Source organism: Helicobacter sp. T3_23-1059 (assembly GCF_053654515.1).
The window spans coordinates 1-19,640 of sequence record NZ_JBSIUV010000039.1 but is presented as its reverse complement, the minus strand read 5'-3'; the positions used below and the strand labels follow the sequence as shown (position 1 = coordinate 19,640).

At 38.0% G+C, this 19,640-nt stretch carries 23 protein-coding genes; all 23 read right to left on the bottom strand.

Annotation, left to right across the window (positions count from 1 at the left end; genetic code table 11):
- Positions 1 to 110 precede the first annotated feature (110 nt).
- Positions 111 to 701 (bottom strand): LolA-like outer membrane lipoprotein chaperone, encoded by a 591-nt coding sequence (gene lolA / locus ACWIX0_RS10040; RefSeq protein ID WP_454173870.1) that lies wholly within the window; start codon positions 699 to 701, stop codon positions 111 to 113.
- Positions 702 to 791: 90 nt separating this feature from the next.
- On the bottom strand, positions 792 to 1,391 hold the full coding sequence (locus ACWIX0_RS10035) for an FKBP-type peptidyl-prolyl cis-trans isomerase (protein WP_454173869.1): 600 nt from the start codon (positions 1,389 to 1,391) through the stop codon (positions 792 to 794).
- The gene (locus tag ACWIX0_RS10030; RefSeq protein ID WP_454173868.1) at positions 1,388 to 2,407 is read right to left on the bottom strand and encodes a hypothetical protein; all 1,020 of its coding nucleotides are present in this window, start codon (positions 2,405 to 2,407) and stop codon (positions 1,388 to 1,390) included. The genes ACWIX0_RS10035 and ACWIX0_RS10030 overlap by 4 nt, the downstream gene beginning before the upstream one ends.
- A 76-nt stretch (positions 2,408 to 2,483) precedes the next feature.
- Positions 2,484 to 3,023 carry a peptidoglycan-associated lipoprotein Pal gene (gene pal, locus ACWIX0_RS10025; protein ID WP_454173867.1) on the bottom strand — a complete coding sequence of 180 codons (540 nt, stop codon included), beginning with the start codon at positions 3,021 to 3,023 and terminating at the stop codon, positions 2,484 to 2,486.
- Between the two features lie 257 nt (positions 3,024 to 3,280).
- Positions 3,281 to 3,928: a tetratricopeptide repeat protein gene (locus ACWIX0_RS10020; RefSeq protein ID WP_454173866.1), complete on the bottom strand. Its 648-nt coding sequence runs from the start codon at positions 3,926 to 3,928 to the stop codon at positions 3,281 to 3,283.
- A gap of 81 nt (positions 3,929 to 4,009) precedes the next feature.
- The gene (locus tag ACWIX0_RS10015; RefSeq protein WP_454173865.1) at positions 4,010 to 4,642 is read right to left on the bottom strand and encodes a hypothetical protein; all 633 of its coding nucleotides are present in this window, start codon (positions 4,640 to 4,642) and stop codon (positions 4,010 to 4,012) included.
- A gap of 24 nt (positions 4,643 to 4,666) precedes the next feature.
- Positions 4,667 to 5,944 (bottom strand): Tol-Pal system protein TolB, encoded by a 1,278-nt coding sequence (gene tolB, locus ACWIX0_RS10010; RefSeq protein WP_454173864.1) that lies wholly within the window; start codon positions 5,942 to 5,944, stop codon positions 4,667 to 4,669.
- Positions 5,945 to 6,011: 67 nt separating this feature from the next.
- Positions 6,012 to 6,740 (bottom strand): TonB C-terminal domain-containing protein, encoded by a 729-nt coding sequence (locus tag ACWIX0_RS10005; RefSeq protein ID WP_454173863.1) that lies wholly within the window; start codon positions 6,738 to 6,740, stop codon positions 6,012 to 6,014.
- Between the two features lie 3 nt (positions 6,741 to 6,743).
- The gene (locus tag ACWIX0_RS10000; RefSeq protein WP_454173871.1) at positions 6,744 to 7,151 is read right to left on the bottom strand and encodes a biopolymer transporter ExbD; all 408 of its coding nucleotides are present in this window, start codon (positions 7,149 to 7,151) and stop codon (positions 6,744 to 6,746) included.
- 26 nt (positions 7,152 to 7,177) lie between these two features.
- Entirely contained in the window at positions 7,178 to 7,738 is a 561-nt protein-coding gene (locus ACWIX0_RS09995; RefSeq protein ID WP_454173862.1) for a MotA/TolQ/ExbB proton channel family protein, read from the bottom strand.
- A gap of 14 nt (positions 7,739 to 7,752) precedes the next feature.
- On the bottom strand, positions 7,753 to 8,142 hold the full coding sequence (atpC, locus tag ACWIX0_RS09990; protein ID WP_454173861.1) for an ATP synthase F1 subunit epsilon: 390 nt from the start codon (positions 8,140 to 8,142) through the stop codon (positions 7,753 to 7,755).
- A gap of 10 nt (positions 8,143 to 8,152) precedes the next feature.
- Positions 8,153 to 9,562: a F0F1 ATP synthase subunit beta gene (gene atpD / locus ACWIX0_RS09985; RefSeq protein WP_454173860.1), complete on the bottom strand. Its 1,410-nt coding sequence runs from the start codon at positions 9,560 to 9,562 to the stop codon at positions 8,153 to 8,155.
- A gap of 10 nt (positions 9,563 to 9,572) precedes the next feature.
- Positions 9,573 to 10,490, bottom strand: a complete 918-nt coding sequence (atpG, locus tag ACWIX0_RS09980) for an ATP synthase F1 subunit gamma (RefSeq protein WP_454173859.1) — start codon at positions 10,488 to 10,490, stop codon at positions 9,573 to 9,575.
- 10 nt (positions 10,491 to 10,500) lie between these two features.
- Entirely contained in the window at positions 10,501 to 12,012 is a 1,512-nt protein-coding gene (atpA, locus tag ACWIX0_RS09975) for a F0F1 ATP synthase subunit alpha (protein ID WP_454173858.1), read from the bottom strand.
- Between the two features lie 36 nt (positions 12,013 to 12,048).
- Positions 12,049 to 12,576 carry a F0F1 ATP synthase subunit delta gene (locus ACWIX0_RS09970; RefSeq protein ID WP_454173857.1) on the bottom strand — a complete coding sequence of 176 codons (528 nt, stop codon included), beginning with the start codon at positions 12,574 to 12,576 and terminating at the stop codon, positions 12,049 to 12,051.
- Positions 12,577 to 13,119 carry a F0F1 ATP synthase subunit B gene (locus ACWIX0_RS09965; protein WP_454173856.1) on the bottom strand — a complete coding sequence of 181 codons (543 nt, stop codon included), beginning with the start codon at positions 13,117 to 13,119 and terminating at the stop codon, positions 12,577 to 12,579.
- 19 nt (positions 13,120 to 13,138) lie between these two features.
- Positions 13,139 to 13,567 carry a F0F1 ATP synthase subunit B family protein gene (locus tag ACWIX0_RS09960; protein WP_454173855.1) on the bottom strand — a complete coding sequence of 143 codons (429 nt, stop codon included), beginning with the start codon at positions 13,565 to 13,567 and terminating at the stop codon, positions 13,139 to 13,141.
- 63 nt (positions 13,568 to 13,630) lie between these two features.
- The gene (locus tag ACWIX0_RS09955) at positions 13,631 to 14,536 is read right to left on the bottom strand and encodes a ParB/RepB/Spo0J family partition protein (RefSeq protein WP_454173854.1); all 906 of its coding nucleotides are present in this window, start codon (positions 14,534 to 14,536) and stop codon (positions 13,631 to 13,633) included.
- 1 nt (position 14,537) lies between these two features.
- The gene (locus ACWIX0_RS09950) at positions 14,538 to 15,347 is read right to left on the bottom strand and encodes a ParA family protein (protein ID WP_454173853.1); all 810 of its coding nucleotides are present in this window, start codon (positions 15,345 to 15,347) and stop codon (positions 14,538 to 14,540) included.
- A 19-nt stretch (positions 15,348 to 15,366) separates the two neighbouring features.
- Positions 15,367 to 16,122 carry a biotin--[acetyl-CoA-carboxylase] ligase gene (locus ACWIX0_RS09945; RefSeq protein WP_454173852.1) on the bottom strand — a complete coding sequence of 252 codons (756 nt, stop codon included), beginning with the start codon at positions 16,120 to 16,122 and terminating at the stop codon, positions 15,367 to 15,369.
- A gap of 77 nt (positions 16,123 to 16,199) precedes the next feature.
- Positions 16,200 to 17,057 (bottom strand): CRISPR system precrRNA processing endoribonuclease RAMP protein Cas6, encoded by an 858-nt coding sequence (gene cas6, locus ACWIX0_RS09940; RefSeq protein ID WP_454173851.1) that lies wholly within the window; start codon positions 17,055 to 17,057, stop codon positions 16,200 to 16,202.
- A 91-nt stretch (positions 17,058 to 17,148) separates the two neighbouring features.
- A complete protein-coding gene (csx20, locus tag ACWIX0_RS09935) occupies positions 17,149 to 17,529 on the bottom strand; it encodes a CRISPR-associated protein Csx20 (RefSeq protein ID WP_454173850.1) in 381 nt (126 codons plus the stop codon).
- Complete coding sequence (locus ACWIX0_RS09930) at positions 17,529 to 18,848, bottom strand: TM1812 family CRISPR-associated protein (protein ID WP_454173849.1); 1,320 nt, start codon at positions 18,846 to 18,848, stop codon at positions 17,529 to 17,531. The genes csx20 and ACWIX0_RS09930 overlap by 1 nt, the downstream gene beginning before the upstream one ends.
- Positions 18,849 to 19,640: the final 792 nt, after the last annotated feature.

The window sequence follows — 19,640 nt, the reverse complement described above, 5'->3', positions numbered from 1 at the left end:
AAACATTTATAATCTTACAAAATTACTAACAACTTACACGCAATTTTGCTTTTTCTTGCTTTTATGATGAATATTGATAAAAGCACCTAAACTGCGTTTATAGCTAAAATCTAAGGCTTGATAATATCCACATTTGGTGGAATCACAAAATGAAATTCCTTATCATCTATTGGCTCATTTATCCGCACTCGCTCAAAAATGATTTCTACGACATTATCATATTCATCGCTAAATTCTAGCTTTTTAGGCATTTGCCCCTGCAATGTAAGCGCATAGTCCGTATCCTCAAAAATGCTATGATATTTGCCATCTTTTTGGAGTTTTGCCTCGCGCAGGATTTGTATAAAATCGATTTTATTTTTTGCATTGCCTATGCTTACTTGCTCCAAAAATGGCTCATATATGGTAGTTTTTTTACCATTGATATAAATCTCTTTTTTGGTGGGTTTTTCATATGCCCATTTAGCTTTGGCTGGGGCTTTGGCAAGCAGTGTCCCGCTGTATTCAAGTGTGTTTTCTTGGCTAATAGTTTTTTGGATAAAGTCCGCCTTTATCGTGCGAATATCCTCGCCAAATCCAAACGCCGCACCCGCCATAAAAAACGACAACACAAAAAGTGGCAATATACAAAATCTAATCGCAAAATCTAGCAAAAAATTTTTTTCTAAAATTGTTTGAGAGTGGTTTTTATAAATTTTCATAGATAAAACTTTTTGGGGGCTTTTATGGTGTTTAGTCTATTTGCAAAAACTAATCGCATTTGTAAAAATGTAAATAAGATTTCCCTTGTCTTAATGGCAACCACAACCACCGCCACAGCAACCACCTCCGCCGTGCTCATGGCTATGCTCGTGATGATGTCCGCCCATAGAATCCGCAGATTCTGCTAAATCGCCACAGCCACAGCCTCCACCACAGCAACCCCCACCTACTCTGCCTTGCAAAATCTCATCAGGCGTAGCTTCGCGTATATCTGTGATTTCGACATCAAAAAGCAATGTCTTTCCTGCTAATGGGTGATTGTAATCAACTATCACACTAGAATCATTAAAATCTTTTACGATAACTTGCACGGTCTGCCCATCTTCTGCCTGTCCAAAAAGCGTCATTCCTTTTGAAAGTGAGATTCCCTCAAACTGCTCTTTTGGCACTTCTTGCAAAAAATCTGGCTGGTAGATTCCATACGCGTCCTCTGGAGCGATAGATAGGTTTAGTTTATCGCCTTTTTTGGCGTTAGCCACAGCTTTTTCAAGCCCGCTTATGACTTGCCCAGCACCTAGCAAAAACTCTAATGGTTTAGATTCTAGGTTGCTATCAAGGATTTGATTGTCTTCTGCGTTTTTTACTTCATAGAGTATGGATATGACTTGGTTTTGTGTGTTTTGGCTCATTTTGTGTCCTTTTTTGTAGTGTTGGTTTTTTTGAGATTTTTTGCTTTTTTACCCTGCTCAGAATCAGGATAAGAAGCGATGAGAAAATCTAAAAATTTCTCGTAATTTTCTAAGTCTTTTGTGTATTTAAAAGCCCACGCAGTATGCCACAAAATCACAGGCATATAGCTCGCTTTGTCATCTTTTGCCACACTGCGCTTAAAATACACGATTGCTTCTTGGTATTTTGCCTGCTTATAGGCGATTTCGCCAAGTATGTAGTAGCAAAATCCCGCTTTATACTCACTCTCTGCAAGCCACTTATATCGCACATTTGCTTCATCAAAGTTTTTTTGCTTATATAGCTTTTGGGCTTGCTCATAGACTTCTTGTTTTGGCAAATTTTTAAACTCTTTTGGAAACTCACTTGCAGAATTTGATTTTTCTATTTTGTTGTTTTTATCTGCTAATTTTTGCTCGGGCTTATCCGTATTTTTATCAGCATTGCTAGATTTTGTGGTGTTTGTTTTAGCTTCGCTTTTTTTGCCCTCGTTTGCTTTTTGCCCTGCGGTGTTTGGATTTTTTTCTAAAGATTCTAGTTTTTTTAGTATTTCACTATTAGCTTTTGCGCTTAGCGCGCTTGCCTCTTCTAGCTTATTTGTAAGCGTTTTCACTTGCTCTTTTAGCTCACTAATGACATTATTTGCAAAATCCAAATTAGATTCTAGCGTTTTTATCCTTGTTTCTTGCCCGTTTGATAAATCCAAAAGTTGCTTTATACGCAAAGATTGTCCTTCGATGATGCTTTGCAAACCCTCTTGAGATTGCTCTAGGACTTGGATTCTAGTGTTGTAGTCAATGGCAATATTTTCAAGATTTTTATTCGTGTTTTGAAGGTTTTTTAGCTCTTTTTTGGTAGCACCGCTTTGTAGCTCAAAAGCTGATGGCTCTGCTACAAGGCTTTGCAAAAATACAAAACATACAAAAAAGAAAAAACAAAAAACGCTACAAATGCTTACGCTCTCTGTCTTTGTCATCTTTCGCGCTTTTTGTATGTCTAAATTTGCTATGCTACACAAAATCAAAAAGAGCTAATAGAGTCCAGCTATTAAACTATTGCGCAGGATAAGTGCTACCTATCACGCGTATATCTCCTCTGCGATTTTGCTGATAGCATTCTTCGGTTTGCTCTGTGCATAGTGGTTTGCTCTCACCAAAGCTAATCACGCGTATATTAGCAGGATTTACGCCTTTTAGAGATAGCGCGTCTCGCACTGCGATTGCGCGTTTTGTGCCAAGTGCGTAGTTATACTCATCTGTTCCGCGCTCATCAGCATTGCCCTCAATAGTTACTTGATAGCTTTGCTTGCCTTTTATGTTTCTTGCGGCTTCATCTATGACAGATTGCATATCTCCGCGGATATTAAATCTATCAAAATCAAAATACACACTTCCTATGGTTTCGCCTGCATCTGTGCCATCTCCAAACGCACCGCCTGCGCCACCTCTACCACCACCTGAGCCTCTAGCTCCTTGATATACTTCTGTGTCAGTCTCATCATCTATATCAGAACCAACTTCGACCTCTTTGTTTCCACAGCCTGTCATCAAAACAAGTGCAAAAGCCACACCAAATAACATAAACTTCTTCATAAGGGGACTCCTTTATGTTTGAGATTAAAAGCACGATTTTAACATAATAAACATAAACATTTTGTTATTTTTTGCGTTTTTTATGCGGATTTTAGGCTTTTATAGGGAATTTTGCATTGAAAAATTTTGCCATTTAAACTTCATCATCTGTGGTTATTGTTAATGAAATATTCTATCTCTACACAGCGTTTTTATACCTTAATTTTTAAACAATATACCTCGCAAAAAAAACGCACAAAACACTATATTAAACGCGTTTAATCCACACTCTCGTGTATATTATCATAGTCATAGCCCCTAGAATCTAGCGTGTTTGTATCCTTTGTTTCTCTAAATATTTTCCAATTTGAACACCCCACCTGCTCGCCCAAATCACAAGCCTTGCCAAAATATCTCTTAGCAATGGATATATCTTTGCGCACGCCCTGCCCCTCCGCATAGAGACTACCTAGCTGATTACAAGCAAGCGCATTATCTAGCTCACAAGATTTTGTGTAATAAAGGCTAGATTTTGCATAATCTTTGCGCACACTTTTTCCCTCATAAAAGATAATCCCCAAATCCATACAAGATTGCGCTCTAAATGCTGGTCCTGCTTTTTCACACGCTATTTCCCAATATGTTTTAGCACTGGTATAATCCTCTTCCCTGCCATATAATCCACCTAGATTCCCGCACGCATCATAATCGCCATATTGCTCGCACGAGATTTTATAATACTTTATCGCGTGGCTAAATGCGCCCATTATCTCAAAGCTATATGCTAGCACACTATATGCGTCACTATCGCCTTGGTCTATTGCTTCTCTATAATACATCATTGCATCTTGCCACCTGCCTATTACGCCATAGATATTGCCGATTTTTTGGCAACTATCCACATTGCAATTATTAGACTTTGGCACGCCTAATCGCAATAGTTTGAAACACGCACTTTTATCTGGCTTTTGATGGCTTGCGATACATTGATTATATATCGTTATCCACTAGTTATATGTTATTTGTTTTGACGGCGATTGCTTGCCGATCCCGTATTTATACGCCTCGCTTGAGGGGATAAGTTTTGCGATAGATTCTGCATTGCTCCACACCTCTATGCCACTATCTAAGTCTGTTAATGTCAAAGTTAGCTCTATATTGATTGTTGTCTTTTTGCCATTTGCCTTGTGTGTCATATTAAGCCTGCCACGCAAAGCGTAATCAGGTGCTAGCAAATTCCCTTTTTCTTTGGTGGTGTATTGATTGTATTCTTCATTTTCTCTCAAAGCCCTAGAATCCACTATCATAGATTCTTTATTGTTATTTGTGATAGCATTTGTAAAAACAAATTTTTCATCTATAAGTGTTTTAAACCTTACAATAAATGAGTCTATATGTTCGCTTGTGGCATTTTGCATTTCACTTATAGTGATTACTTTTTTAGATTCTAGCTTTTTGACAAAATGTTTGCTTAGCAATGATTTTGCCTGATTTTGAATAATTTGCTCTATGTCTTGCGTCTCAAGCAAAGTGCTAAAATCTTGCGTCTTTGTAGTCTTAGATTTTGCGCTTGCGCAAGCTAAAAATCCTAGCCCAAAACTCGCAATCAAAAACACAAAAATACATTTTGCAACTCGCATCTTTTGCCTCCTTACGCATAGCTATTACCAATCAAATGATTGTATCCCTGTGGCATTTGTAAGAGGAAATAAAAAACTTTTATTATAGTCAAGTCGTATCACGCCAATCGCAGATGAATTTGCTGTATGTTTCAAAAACATCACACTTCCGCCGTCTTGAGAGAATTTTGGCATTTGATTATTGCCCACAGCTGTAAGCCTGCGGATATAATCGCTTTTGGTAGAAATAATATAAATATTAAAAATATTTGGACCAAATTCATTATTGCTCTCGCGACTCGCATACGCGATATAATCCCCAAAAGAACTAACAGAATTATTATTCCTGCCGTGAAAAACGACTTGTTGGGCTGGGGCGTTTAGATTTAGTGCTTTAGAATAGACATTTGGCGTGCCAAGCCTATCAGAAATGAATACCATTTCATTGTCGTTTTTGATAAACGCGCCCGAGACATCAATCCCGGGATATTTTGTCATCTGGCTTAGTTTTTTGCTTTTGGTATCATAGAGATAAATATCGGTTTGTTTGCGTGGCGCAAGAGTGATTAGAAGTTTTTTACCATCTTTGCTTACATCCGAAACAGCTGCCATTCCCTGACTATCGACAAGCCTTTCACTCTCCCCTGTATAAATATTGTAACGGATAATCGTAGGCAATGGCAAGTAACGCGTGAAGTAGATTTCTTTTTGACTAGAATCTGCCCATTTTGGAAAAATATTTAGCCCACCTGTAACAATGGTTTGATTATAAGTAAGCGTATAATCGCTAAGGACGATATTTGCAAGTCCTGATACGGTGTATTGTGAATATACCACATACCTACTCATCCAATCAATCGAAGGGGCTTTAATGTATTTGTTTATGTCAATAGCCATTTTATGTGCGGCAAATGGATATAGTTGAGAATCTGCAATTTGATAGGTTTTGTTGATACTTAGATTTGAAGAGTTTATATCATAAAGTCGCAATGTCGCTTTGTATGCCTTGTTTTCTTTTTTTACTTCTACAATCGCTACCAAATCAATCTTTTTTGCTTGATAAATACTATAATCTATGCTTGCTTTGCTGTATGCGTTGCCATCGCTTGGCTCAAAATGCCCCGATACATTTAAATCCCCCATAAGCACTTTATAAGCCCTTTTTGCTGTGAGAGACTCTCCTGTGGGGATATATCCTACTTCGATTTTTGGCATTCTTTGGACACTTTTTACAATATCCATAGTCGCATCTGCGCCAAAAGCCACATTCACAAATAATCCCAAAACTACAAAAAATCCTTTCAAAAAAACGCGTTTTTTCATATTATTCCTTTGTTTTAAAAAGTTAGTGAGATTCTAGCACATAGCATAAAAAAATATGCAAGAAAATCTAGTTAGAATCTATGCGGAAATTCATATCAATCTGCACCGCTTTGCCCTCTGGGTGTGGTGGAAAATTCTCCGTCAAAAACGAATCTAATAGCTCAACAACGCCCTCATTTAATCCATCAAATTTAGATAACCTTACCACACGATAACTAAAATCACCGCTAGCACTTATCTGCACTAGCGTGCTAACAACCGCGCCTTGATATGATTGATAAAATCCCGGATTCCATTTGCGATAAATAATATCATATATTTGCCCATACCATTCATCATACTTTCCATCGGCAAATTCTGGGGAGAGGGTTTGGGATTGCGCATCGATCTGTTTATTATCCATAGCTTTGATTTCATCGCGGATTTTTTCGATTTCTTCTTGGAGGGCTTGGAGGGCATTTTTTTCGCTTTTATCTTGGGTATTTTTAGCGATTTGACTTCTGTCATCAGCTTCTATGGGAGGGATTATCTCTGCATCAGCTATGCTAGAAAACATCTCTTTTATCCCCATTCCCTCCACAGGAGTGCCCGCACTTTTTTTGTCTTGTTTTTGGGATTTTTTGGGCTCGGCTATGCTTATGGCGATAGATTGCTCCAAAATCGTGCTTGTGCGCGGAATGTATTTGGTTTTAAAAAGTGGAGTGAAATTAAATAGCAACAAAAATAGGACAAAAAAATACACCAAAAAAGCACTAATACCGCTATAAATAAAAGGAATCTCACTTTTTTGAAGCATTTTTTACCCACTTGTTACAAGAGAAATTTTTTGAAATCCTGCTTCTTTGACAGATTTTAGTATAAACATTATTGTTTCATAGTTTAGTCGCTCATCGCCACGGATAAATACAGGAGTTTCTTTTTTGTCGTATTGTCTGGCAAGTAAGTTAAAACTATCAGGGAATGCTTTATATTCATAAGAGTTGTTTTTGATATAGACTTTTTTGTCTTTGTCTATGCGGATTTCTAAGGTATTATCCAATGCTCTTTTATTGGTTTTTGTGCCTTTGGGGAGGGTAATATCTTCTTGATATACGATTGTAGGGGTGGTAACCATAAGTATAGCAAGAAGCACTAGCATAATATCTACAAGGGGAGTGATATTTAGCTCTGGTTTATCCTCCCACAAAAAATTCTCGTCCATATTTATGCACCCATCTTGCTATTAAAAAGATTTTAATACTTATGTGCAGGGACTACATAATCTATCTGCATTTGCACATACACACCCAAATCATACACTTTTCGTTTCAAACTTAAAAAAAATGTATAAGCTGGAATCGCCGTCAAAATCCCCGCTGCTGTGGCAATAAGGGCTTTTGAAATGACGGGAGCTATCACATCAAAAGAAATTTGTCCCGTGCTACCAAGCCTACCAAACGCATCTAAAATCTCAACCACCGTGCCAAATAGCCCTATAAAAGGCGAGGTCGAAGCAATAATGCTTAAAAATGATAGCCCTGTGCTTGCCTCTTTTATGGTTTTATTTTTCCAAATAGAAAAAATCCCCGTCTTTAGCCCGTGCTCGGTATTAAAAAATAACGCATCTTTTGGAAATCTCTGCTGCCCTTGCAAAATCGCATCTAACGATTCTTGCTCCTCTTTGCACATACTAGAGATAGAGAAGTATTTATAAAAAAATATCCACAGCGTAACAACAAAATAAAACGATAGCCACACAAGAGTAAAAAGAGTGATGGGGCTAGATTCCTCAAAAAATATAAACAACGAACTCATACTTTTTGATTTCCTTAGATTCCACTTTTTACAACTTGCTCGATACGAGAGACAACCGAAGAAATCGCCACTCTATCATCACTAGCATCTTCAAGTAATTTTCTAGCACTATCAATCCCAGCAGAAATCGCACTTTCATCATTTCCGCCGATTGCCACCGCACCATTTGCGATAATGCTAACTTTTGTAGCACTTACATCTGCATACCCCCAGTCGATAGCCACAAGTTCGCGCTTATTGTCATAGGCAAACTCTATCACGCCTGCTTTTAGTAATGACAAAAGGTTGCTATGTCCATAAAAAACGCCAAACTCCCCCTCTACGCCCGGCATAGTGATAGAATCCACCTGCCCAGAGAATATTTCGCCATAAGGCGTTACAATGCTTAGATTTAATTTTTCCATACAGCAACCTTTACGCTTTTTTCATACTCTCTGCTTTTTGGACTGCTTCTTGTATGTTTCCTACCATATAAAATGCGTTTTCAGGGATATGGTCATACTTGCCCTCTAAGATTCCCTTAAACCCTTCAAGCGTATCTTCTAATGCGACATATTTACCTGCGCTTCCTGTAAATACTTCGGCGACAAAGAATGGTTGAGATAAGAATTTTTCAATCTTTCTTGCTCGCTCCACCACTTTTTTATCCTCTTCGGATAGCTCGTCCATTCCCAAAATAGCGATAATATCTTGCAAATCTTTGTATTTTTGGAGGATTTGTTGGATACCTGTGGCAATTTGATAATGCTCTTCGCCTACGATTTGTGGGTCTAGCATTCTTGATGATGAGTCAAGCGGATCTACCGCAGGATAGATTCCTTTTTCTGCTATTTTACGATTTAGCACGGTTCTTGCATCTAAATGAGAAAAAACACTCGCAGGAGCAGGGTCAGTCAAGTCATCGGCTGGCACATATACCGCTTGGACAGAAGTGATAGAGCCTTTTTTGGTAGAAGTGATTCTCTCTTGGAGCTTGCCCATTTCGCTTGCTAGAGTTGGCTGGTATCCCACAGCAGATGGGATTCTGCCTAGCAACGCCGACATTTCAGAGCCTGATTGCGCATAGCGGAAAATATTATCAATAAACATAAGCACATCTAGCCCTTTTTCATCACGGAAATATTCCGCCATAGTTAGCCCCGCAAACGCGATTCTGTTTCTAGCACCCGGTGGCTCATTCATCTGCCCATAGCAAAGTGCGACTTTGTCTATGACGCCACCTTCTTTCATTTCGTGGTAAAGGTCATTTCCCTCTCTTGTGCGCTCACCCACACCTGCAAACACCGAATATCCACTATGTTTGTAAGCGACATTATGGATAAGCTCCATAATGACAACGGTCTTGCCAACACCTGCACCACCAAAAAGCCCTACTTTACCACCTTTGGAGTAAGGGGCAAGCAAATCAACAACCTTTATGCCTGTTTCAAAAATCTCTGTCTTTGTGCTTTGCTCTTCAAATTTTGGTGCTTCTCTGTGGATAGCCCATCGCAAATCGCTTTTTACAGGCGCACCGCCATCGACAACCTCGCCGATGACATTAAAGATTCTGCCTAACACGGCTTCACCTACAGGCACAGTTATCATCTCGCCTCTTGCGACTACTGCTTGTCCGCGAGTAAGCCCCTCTGTCATATCCATAGCGATTGCACGCACACGGTTATCCCCCAAATGCGCTGCGACTTCTAAGACAAGATTTTTCTTTTTGCCATCAAAATCATAAACAATATCTAACGCTTCGTTGATAAAAGGTAGATATGAGTCAAAATCGACATCTACCACAGGTCCTATGACTTGGACTATTTTTCCTTCTTTTGATTCCATTTAATCTCCTTTATTTCATAGATTCCGCGCCTGCGTTGATTTCTACTAGCTCGGTAGTAATCGCTTCTTGTCGCGCTTTGTTATAAGAGATAGTAAGCTCCCTTACTAGCTCGCCTGCATTCTCTGTGGCTGTGTCCATAGCCTGCATTCGCGCACTATGCTCTGCTGCTAGAGAATCTATAAGCGCGTAATACATATTATATTCTATGTATTTTTGCGCCGCTTGGTCTAGCACGGCATCTTCGTCATCATCAGGCTCAATAGTAATCGTCTCTTGTGGAGTAGTATCCTCCTCCATCTCGGCGATGACTTGCTCAAGTTTGTAGCCTAGTGGCAAGATAGATTTTACTTTTAGTTCTTGGGATATTTTGTTCTTAAATCCATTATGCACCAAAATCACTTCATCTGTCAATCCATCTAAGTAGTCTTTGGTTACTTGCATAATAAATTCACTTGCTCGTTCAAAATCAGGCGAAGAGCTAAGCCCTGTAACTTTATCCAAAATCTCAATTTCATTGAAAGTAAAATATGCTATGCCTTTTTTGCCAACGCCACGAAGTCGCACCTTAACGCCTTTTGATTTAAAATCAGCAATAAGTCGCAACACTTCTTTAATGGTTGCTGCATTAAACCCGCCACAAAGACCTTTATCCGCAGTAATAAACACAATATCAACCTTTTTTACTTCTTTATTTTTTAGGTTAATAAAAAAGCGACTATTGATGTTTTCTAGCCCACGCACTCGCATTTTTGATACCACATCTTCAAATACTTCATTTAACCTATCGTGGAAAGCTCTAGAACGCTTTGCCATTTCTTCAGCTTTTTTTAGCTTTGAAGTAGATACAAGTTTCATAGCACGTGTCGTTTTTTGGGTGCTTTTGACACTGCTGATTTTCGTCCTAATCTCTTTTAGATTATTTCCCATTTTCTACTCCCTAGCTAAAGCTTAGTTTGTATTCTTCTAATGCCTTTGTAAGACTTGCCTCTAAATCCTTATCAAGTGCTTTTTTACTACGAATACCCTCAAAAATCTTAGGATACTTCGCTTCTAAAAATGGATACAAGTCGTTTTCAAAATGCCCAACTTTATTGGCAGGAATATCATCTAAAAATCCGTGCGCTCCAGCAAAAATCGCTACTACCTGTCGCTCAATAGGCAATGGAGAATAAGGTGGTTGCTTAAGCACTTCCACCATTCTTTGCCCTCTCTCTAGCTGTTTTCGACTTACCTCGTCCAAATCGGAGGCAAATTGTGAAAATGCTTGAAGCTCTCTATATTGTGCCAAATCTAGTCGCAATGTGCCAGCTACTTGTTTGGTAGCTTTGATTTGCGCTGCACCACCCACTCGCGATACAGATAGTCCTACATTTATCGCAGGACGAACACCTGAATAAAACAAATCTGTTTCTAAGAAAATCTGCCCATCGGTAATAGAAATAACATTTGTAGGGATATATGCTGAGACATCGCCTGCTTGAGTTTCGATGATAGGCAATGCAGTTAGTGAGCCAGCACCTTTTTCATCAGATAATTTTGCAGCGCGCTCCAACAAGCGAGAGTGGATATAAAATACATCGCCGGGGAATGCTTCACGACCGGGAGGTCTGCGCAAAATCAAACTCATCTCTCGATATGCAACCGCGTGCTTGCTTAAATCATCGTAAATAATGAGTGCGTGTCGTGCATTATCCCTAAAATATTCGCCAATAGTTACGCCTGTATATGGAGCAAGATATTGCATAGCAGCAGAGGAAGAAGCAGGCGCATTGACAATGACGGTATATTCCATAGCCCCGTGTTCTTCAAGCTTGCGCACCACTTGTGCGACGGTGGATTCTTTTTGCCCGATAGCCACATATATACAAATAACATCTTGTCCTTTTTGGTTGATGATTGTATCTATGGCGACTGTTGTTTTGCCTGTCTGTCTATCGCCGATGATTAGCTCGCGTTGCCCGCGACCGATTGGCACAAGCGCGTCAATAGCTTTTAACCCCGTTTGCAATGGCTCGTGGACAGATTTTCTATCCATAATACCGGGGGCTTTTTCCTCGACAAATCGATACTCACTCGCCTCTATCGCGCCTTTGCCATCGATTGGCTCGCCAATAGTATTGATGACGCGTCCTACTACTGAGTCTCCTACGGGGACTTTCATAAGTTTGTTTAGCCTTTTGACAGAAGCACCCTCTTTGATTTTGCTACCATTACCTAAGATAACGACACCAACGCTACCTTCCTCTAAGTTTGAAGCAAGTCCAAAATCTCCTGTGTCAAACTCCACCATTTCATAGGACATTACATTTTTTAGCCCATATACTTTCGCCACACCATCGGCATAAGCGATAACTTTACCTGTCTCGGATATGTCGATTTTTACATCAAAGCTACTAATTTTTTCTTTGATTATTGAGCTGATTTCTTCTGATTTTAGTTTCTGTGCCACTTCTTTTTCTCCTTTACTTTTGGGATAAATACAATACTAAATCGCCTTTAAAATATGGGATTGCAAATCATCAAAAAATTTCTTTTTAAGAAAAGAAATCTCTACTCCCAAATCCTCTACTACCAGCCTGATGCCATCGATTTTGGCTTGGGATTGCTCTATGCTAAGCTTAGCACCAAGTCGATTTGAGAGACTTTTGGCAATGCTATCAATCGTGCCAGAATCTAGGTTTTTATTTGCATATAAAATCGCCTTATGCTGATTTTGCAGGCTTCGCAAATGCTTTTGCAAAATCTCAGCAATAAAAGGCATAAGCTCTATGCGGGCATTTTGTATAAGCAAATCTACAAAATTTGCAAACTCTTTTTGATTATCTAGCAAAGACAACAACAAATCTTTTTTCTTAGCTTTTGATACATAGGGAGAATGAATAATATCCCTAAACTTCTCCACTTCAAACGCTTTACAAGCCTCGCACAAAACTTCTGTGAGCTTTTTTAGCATAGCATTATCATAAGTTTTAATAAGTGCTTGGGCGTATTTTTTTGCGATAATCTCTTCCATTTATGCCACCTTTTTTCGCAAGATTCTCACATATTCATCGCTACTAATGTCCCCAGCCTTTCCATTAAATAGCTCTTTTAGCACCGCTTGGACGATTTCTTCGCACATCTTTCTCTCTTCAAATTCCATAACTGCTTGGCTACTTTTGTTTAGATTTTCTGCATCTGTCTTGTATAGCTCATCATATCGTTTTGCGATATTGCTTGCCTCTTGTTTTGCAAAGGCTATGATTTCATCTGCTTTTTTCTTGGCATCATCAAGTTGTTTATTTGCTTGTTCTTTTGCTTTTTTGGCAGATTTCATTTTTTCTTGGACTTCCTCAAATCGCTTTGAGATACTATCCTTTCGAGTTTGCAAGATATTTTTCAAATACGGCACAACAAAATACCACACAATCGCCACAAAAATCACAAAGTTTATCACTCGCACCGTAAAGTCAGTCTGTGAAATATCTACTGCACCAGAAGCAAAAGATATACTTGGCAACAAACCTACAAAAAGCATAAGCCTAACAAACCATTTTGTATTATGTGCAATTTTCATAGATTCTCCTTAATAGCTATTATAGTTGTTTTATTTTGAGTTTAAGTGCGTCCTCAAACTCACCCAAAGAAGCAAGCAACTCTTTTTTGCTTACTTCTTTTTGTTTGTCTAAATTCGCTCTAAAATCTTGCAGTTTTTTTGCTAGCTCTTCTTGTTTTTTTTGCACATTCGCTTCATAGAGAGCCTTTGCGTCATTGGTAGCTTTTTGGAGGATTTCGCTTGAGTGATTTCTAGCAGTAGAGAGTATATCTTGGATTTGTTGTTGTATCTCTTGGACTTGAGTATCGCTACTACTTACTAAATCCAAATCTTTGCGCAGTGTTGCTTCGCGCTCGTCCATAAAACCTATCAAAGGCTTAAATAACCACACATTTAGCAAAAACATCGTAATCAAAAATACAACAAACACTAGCGACATTAGATACGGGTCTGGTATAGTGATACTCATCTTAGTCCTTTCTTAAGTTTTTGTTTGATGGCATTTGGATATTGTAGCAAACTAATCTTAAATTTAAGATTTTAACTTCTCAATTAACCACAAAATTTGATCTCTTTTGGGTTGAATTGTAACACTTTTGCTTGAAATCTGCGCGCTTATGCCAAAAGATACAAAAACCTCTTGTAGCTCTTTTAACTCATCTAATATAGAATCTGCCTCTTTATTAGATTCTCTTTTGATTTTAGGTTGCTTAGCTCCACCTGCGGAATTTTTTAGATTCTTGGCTAGGTTTTCCGTATCGCTTACAGATAGCTTCTGTCCAATGATAGAATCTGCTAAGACTTGTTGGTCTTTTTGACTAAGTCCTACCATCACTTTGGCGTGCCCTTGCGTGATTTTCCCATCTAATATTAGATTTTGCGCATACTCCCCCAGCTGAAGTAGTCGCAGAGTATTTGTGATTTGAGTGCGGGATTTTTTTAGCTTCTTTGCTAGCTCCTCGTGCGTGATATTGTGCTCATCAATCAGTGCTTGATATGAGTTTGCAAGCTCAATAGCATTTAAATCCTCTCGCTGTATGTTTTCTATCAATGCGATTTCTCGTAGCTTACTTTTAAAAGAGCTATCAATAATCGCCTTAATATTTGCCCTCTTTGCGATTTTGCTAGCACGCAATCTACGCTCACCCGCGATTAAAAAATATTTCCCATCATCTTCATAAACTACGATAGGCTGTATCTGCCCATCTTCCTCTAGCGATTTTGCTAGCTCTTTTAGGGATTCTTCATCGAAATTTTTGCGTGGCTGATATGGATTTGGGTGGATTTTATCCACTTCTAGCTCGACAATCTCAAACTCTCTAGCCACCCGACCGCTAGAATCCCTAGCATTGCTAAGTTCCTCTTCATAAGCGTGCATAGTATCGCCAAGTAGCTCAGCTAGCCCGCTCCCAAGTGCTTTTTTTTGCTTCTTTGCCAACTTACGCTCCTCGCAAAATGACTTCGGCTAAATCTTGATAAGCTACACTGCCACTAGATTTTACATCGTATTCTATGATTGGTTTGCCAAAGCTAGGACACTCAGCAAGTTTAATATTTCGTGGAATAACAATATATGGCTCGATACTTTCTGTATTTTTTGGTTTTTCATCTTTTTTGAAAAGATTTGTATCAAAATACTCTCTAAGCTCGGTTAAAACTTGTTTGTGAAGGTTGTTTTGCGCTGCATACATTGTGGGTAGAAGTCCGCGCACTTTTAGCGTGGGGTTGATTCCGTTTTCTTTGACGAGTTTTATGGTATTTAGCAGTTGGGTAACACCTTGCAAAGCATAATATTCGCATTGCACAGGAATAATCACAGAATTTGCCGCTGCAAGCGCATTTACAGTTAGCGGACCCAAAGCAGGTGGAGAATCTACGATGATAAAGTCATATCGTTCTTGCACTTCAGCGATTTTTTTCTTTAAGATTAGCTCTCTGCCCTCTTTATTTGCCCAAAAACTCTTTTCGATGCCCACTAGCGCAATGTCTGATGGGACAATATCCATAAATTCTATATCTGTTTTTTGTATGACTTCAGTGATTTTTTTGCTATCCATAAGCACATGATAAATGTTTGATTCTATCTTTGTGCGGCGAAGCCCCAAGCTCCTTGTCGCATTTGCTTGAGAATCAAAATCTATAAGCAACACCTTTTTTTCTGCTGCTGCTAGACACGCCGCTAGATTTACCGCTGTCGTGGTTTTTCCTACTCCACCTTTTTGATTTGCTATGGTTATGACTTCACACATCGCTACTTCTCCGCTAATTTTATCTATCTAGGTTATAAATCATCTCTCCACCCACTTCCAAAGCTCCATCTTCGCGCAAAGTAGCTTCTTTTAGACTTATGCACTCCCCTTTGAAATGAAAGGAAAAAGAAAAATTTTTATAAAATTCTAGCCTATATTTATTAAAAATTTGTTTCCAAGTTGGAGGTTTTTGCAAAATTTTAAAATATTTATCCAAAATCTCGCATTTTTTTGGCTTAATATCTAGGCTACCAAATTCTACACTTTGCAAATTTAGTCCGATTCCACACAAATAATGATTTTGGTAAATGCTAACTAAAATCCCCCCAATTTTGCTATTTCCTACATACAAATCATTTGGGTATTTTAGCCACACAGCCGAGCCTAGAGACACAAGCACTTCTTTGAAAACAAATCCCAAATACAAAGCCACACTTTGCTTTGGCAAATCTTTTGGAGGGGATAAAAAAGTAAATGAAAACATAAGAGAATCTTTTACATTTTTCCACGAATTGCCCCTAGATCCTACGCCAGCAGTTTGCATATCGGCTATAACGCACAATTCTTTAGATTCTAGTTTGGGGAAGCGTTTGGATTTTGTGTCGCATTTTGATGAAAATTTAGGTGGCAATGTAAAATCTGTCATCTTAGTTTGTAGAGTAGATTTTTTGCTAGCTTTATTATCATTTGCATTTTTTACGATAGCAGATTTTGCAAGAATGCGTTTTAACTCCTCCTGTGTAGAATCTACCTCTTTTAACCAAACATACTCCATTTTTCTACCTTAGTTTTTTTGTTTTTCGCACAGATACTAATAAAAAACAATCTACTCAAGCTGTTTTAGCCAAAAAGCTACCCCAAATCTTGCAAAACTTCTATTTTGCCTAGCCCAAAAGAGCATTGTTTGCCTACGGCTATTATCTCGCCTAGTTTTAGCATTTCATAACTTTGCCTATCTAGCCCCTCAAGTAAAATCTCGCCTACAAGCCCCCCTAGATTCATACTTGTTTGTTGTGAGTTACTTTTGCGAAAAGTATCGATATAGGTTAGATTTTGCCTAGTGATTTTGCCTGCAAAATCTGGCATTTTCTCTCGCTCCATATCGTTCAAACTTAGCTTGCGAGCGTAAATCGAGCGAAGTATATCGCCTAGCTCCAAGCTAGAATCCCTCACAAAAAGATTATGCTTTTTGATACGAAGTGGCGTGATAAACAAAACCCTAGCGCGTGAGGCAAAATCTTTTGATTCATCATTTGCTATAAATTTTTGCGCAAAATCTAGTGGCATTTGTAGCCCTTTTTTATCCCTACTGCCAAAGCAAAAATTATCATTTACAAATATAAAAATATCGCTAAATAGTATCTTTTTACCACTAGATTCTAGCCCGTTTTCACATAGCATTTTATGCAAGCTTGCGATGATTATGGGGGCGTTTTCTACCTCTCTCCCAAATAGATAAAAACTAAAATCATACCTGCTCATCCCTAGCTCAAAATCAAAACGAAAATTGTGATAAACATTTTTGCTTTCATAAAATCTAAAAAACACGCACGATGTCGCAAACTCGCAGTTTTTGCACTCTCTGCTTTCTTTTATACAAACGATGGATTTTAGCGCGTATCCTAGCCCACCGCGAAGCCTAGAGCCGACAAAAAATGGTGGCTTATGCCTATCTCTAGCTAGCACAGAGATTTTACAAAATTCAAACATTTTACTACTTTGCTAGATTTTGATTTTAGATTTGATTTGCACGCTTTATCGCCAAAATCTATCGCACACGATTTATTAGCAAGCCCAAAATCTACTCGCTAAAAACCCTAAATCGCTCGTGCGCAAACGATTTTTTGCTAATCGTTACGCCATTTTCTTCCATTTCGATGACTACGCGCTTTGTCGTGGCGTATATGGGGATTACGCCCAAATTTAGCGCGTATCGTATCATCGCATAAGTCGCACCAAAATCGCCCTGCACAAGCAAGTAATCCCCGCTTTTTGCGCTAGATTTTAGAGCGGATTTAAACTCCTCTAAAATCCCATCTAAGCATTCTAACTCAGGCGGTATATTGCTCCATTTTTCATTTGTCAAATCTATAAAATTTTCTATGCCAAATCGCGTCTTTGCCTCGCTTTTTTGCTCATCGTTTAGTCTGTGATTTAGCAGGATAAATAGTGTTTTTGACATTAGTGATTCTTTAGTTTTTGTAGTTGTGCTTGCAAAGCACCGTCACTATGTTTTGATTCGCCAAATGTTTTTGAATCATTATTGTGTGGATTTTGGTTTGTGATTTGCTCTAAATCTTGTAACGCTCTATTGAGAGTGCCACCAATATTTTTGGTATCGTATTTTGTATCTTTGGCTATATGTGCTAAATCATTTCTAAATCGTTTTATTTGTGCAAGCAGTTTTTGCCAAGATTCAAATTTTTCTTGATTATTATCTCTGTAAATGGTTAGTTCATCAAAATTTTTTAATGCATCTTTTTTGTCTTTTGTTTGATTTGGTTTATTTCCTGTTAAGACAAAATATCTTACAGCATTTGTCAAATCATATTCATTACAAATCGCTTTGTTTATAAAACCTTGCTTGTCAAAATCATCTACAATATAAAGCCCAATCGCTTCATAAATATAAGTCGCAGCGATGAGATAAAATCCTGTTTGGTGCATAATCTTTGCTATTTTATGGTGTTTAGCATAATCTTTTTTTGCGTTTTTAATGTCTAAAAACTTATTCAAAATATCTAACACTTCATCTAAAATAGATTTTGTCCCTATAAACTCATCATTATTTTTGGCTTTTTGTAATTCAAAAAGTGCTTTATCTAGGTTTTTGAATATATCATTAAACGCATTTGCAAACAACGATTTAGAAAAATCGTTTAATGCTTTGATAAGATTATTTCCTGCTAAAGAGGGCATCTCTGGCACGCTCAAAGTTTGCACAAATGTATTCAAACAAAGCGCAATAAGGCTTATTTGTGAGTATCGCTTCAAACTTGTATATTGAAACAAATCGCGCCCTTGCGAATCTTTGCCTTGCGTTTTTGCAAAAAGTAGCGTTATGGATTTTTTGGTATTTATTTGCGCCAAAGTGCTTGCAAAACTAGCGATAATGGGCTGATGACGGAATCCGTGCGTAATGTCTAAAATGATATTTTCGCTGTTGCTGTTTTTGATAGATTCGATTATTTGATGAAAAATCGCTTCGATTTCATTTGAATCTCGCAACACCAAAGGCGGATATTTTTCAAAAATCGCCTTGCATTGTGGCAATGTGTCAAAAATATCATTTTGATATTTGATAGATTCACTTGTGCCGATAAAAGTATAAGTTGCATTTTCGCCAAAACTATCGATTAGACAATGCGTGGAGTTGTGAAACTCGCCATTTTTTAGCAGTGGCAAAACCAGCGTGGAATCCTTACTATAAGTAGCTTTTGTAAAGTTGCCTTCTTTGTCTTTGCCTGCCAAGCCCAAAATCGCTAATATATGGTAACTCATCTATACTCCTAGATTTTTGTTTTTTGTTGATTTTGATTTTTTTAGGTTGATTTTTTAAGCCATATAAATCGTGGTTAAAAGATTCAAATAATTTTTTTCGTGGATATTTGTAGATAAAGGTGCAAAACAAACTTTGATTATAGCCAACTATTATCGTATTTACGACTAGATTTAGCCATTTTGGTGTTGATTTTTACAAATTGCAAAAAAGCAAAATCTAACATTTGCATATTTATAGATTACATTTATAGACGACTTTTTGCCACGCTTAGATTTTTTGCAAAATAGAAGTATCCATTCGCGCCAACCAACACGCTATAAATTGCCATATTTAGCGGAGCGACAAAAGATTCTCTATTGTTGTCATATTTAGCGTTAGCGAAATATCTCTGTTTGTATTTTGATATTTAGAGTTGCTTTGGCTTTTAAAAAAACCTTAATACGACAAGGAACACACTCGCATTAACCCATCTACACGGGATTTGAAAATTGTCATTATAAAAATTTGTGCTATCAAATTCACGGCAATTTATTATGTATATTTTTCATTGCTAGAATTTGCTTTATTTTTATTCAATCGTTGCAAGCAAAGCAGGGTGAGAAAAGCAAGCAAAGCGCATTTTTTTAAAAAATCGTTAGATTTTGCGTAGCAATCTACTTTCCTTGCATTATAGTATGGATTGCCGCACGGATTTTATGAAAATCCGCTCACAATGACGAATAAAACTCCTTAAAATACTTCGCGCAAATGCCATTAAGTATGGCAAATCACAATGACAACATTTTATTTTT

What these genes read in the sequence shown, in the direction of transcription:
- ACWIX0_RS09930 (WP_454173849.1), bottom strand. Translation starts at nt 18,848, where the DNA reads ATGAGTTACCATATATTAGCGATTTTGGGCTTGGCAGGCAAAGACAAA.
- cas6 (WP_454173851.1), bottom strand. Translation starts at nt 17,057, where the DNA reads ATGTTTGAATTTTGTAAAATCTCTGTGCTAGCTAGAGATAGGCATAAG.
- lolA (WP_454173870.1), bottom strand. Translation starts at nt 701, where the DNA reads ATGAAAATTTATAAAAACCACTCTCAAACAATTTTAGAAAAAAATTTT.
- ACWIX0_RS10035 (WP_454173869.1), bottom strand. Translation starts at nt 1,391, where the DNA reads ATGAGCCAAAACACACAAAACCAAGTCATATCCATACTCTATGAAGTA.
- atpD (WP_454173860.1), bottom strand. Translation starts at nt 9,562, where the DNA reads ATGGAATCAAAAGAAGGAAAAATAGTCCAAGTCATAGGACCTGTGGTA.
- ACWIX0_RS09995 (WP_454173862.1), bottom strand. Translation starts at nt 7,738, where the DNA reads ATGAGTTCGTTGTTTATATTTTTTGAGGAATCTAGCCCCATCACTCTT.
- atpG (WP_454173859.1), bottom strand. Translation starts at nt 10,490, where the DNA reads ATGGGAAATAATCTAAAAGAGATTAGGACGAAAATCAGCAGTGTCAAA.
- ACWIX0_RS10030 (WP_454173868.1), bottom strand. Translation starts at nt 2,407, where the DNA reads ATGACAAAGACAGAGAGCGTAAGCATTTGTAGCGTTTTTTGTTTTTTC.
- pal (WP_454173867.1), bottom strand. Translation starts at nt 3,023, where the DNA reads ATGAAGAAGTTTATGTTATTTGGTGTGGCTTTTGCACTTGTTTTGATG.
- ACWIX0_RS09945 (WP_454173852.1), bottom strand. Translation starts at nt 16,122, where the DNA reads ATGGAGTATGTTTGGTTAAAAGAGGTAGATTCTACACAGGAGGAGTTA.
- csx20 (WP_454173850.1), bottom strand. Translation starts at nt 17,529, where the DNA reads ATGTCAAAAACACTATTTATCCTGCTAAATCACAGACTAAACGATGAG.
- ACWIX0_RS09960 (WP_454173855.1), bottom strand. Translation starts at nt 13,567, where the DNA reads ATGAGTATCACTATACCAGACCCGTATCTAATGTCGCTAGTGTTTGTT.
- ACWIX0_RS09950 (WP_454173853.1), bottom strand. Translation starts at nt 15,347, where the DNA reads ATGTGTGAAGTCATAACCATAGCAAATCAAAAAGGTGGAGTAGGAAAA.
- ACWIX0_RS10005 (WP_454173863.1), bottom strand. Translation starts at nt 6,740, where the DNA reads ATGCTTCAAAAAAGTGAGATTCCTTTTATTTATAGCGGTATTAGTGCT.
- ACWIX0_RS09965 (WP_454173856.1), bottom strand. Translation starts at nt 13,119, where the DNA reads ATGAAAATTGCACATAATACAAAATGGTTTGTTAGGCTTATGCTTTTT.
- tolB (WP_454173864.1), bottom strand. Translation starts at nt 5,944, where the DNA reads ATGAAAAAACGCGTTTTTTTGAAAGGATTTTTTGTAGTTTTGGGATTA.
- atpC (WP_454173861.1), bottom strand. Translation starts at nt 8,142, where the DNA reads ATGGAAAAATTAAATCTAAGCATTGTAACGCCTTATGGCGAAATATTC.
- ACWIX0_RS10015 (WP_454173865.1), bottom strand. Translation starts at nt 4,642, where the DNA reads ATGCGAGTTGCAAAATGTATTTTTGTGTTTTTGATTGCGAGTTTTGGG.
- ACWIX0_RS09970 (WP_454173857.1), bottom strand. Translation starts at nt 12,576, where the DNA reads ATGGAAGAGATTATCGCAAAAAAATACGCCCAAGCACTTATTAAAACT.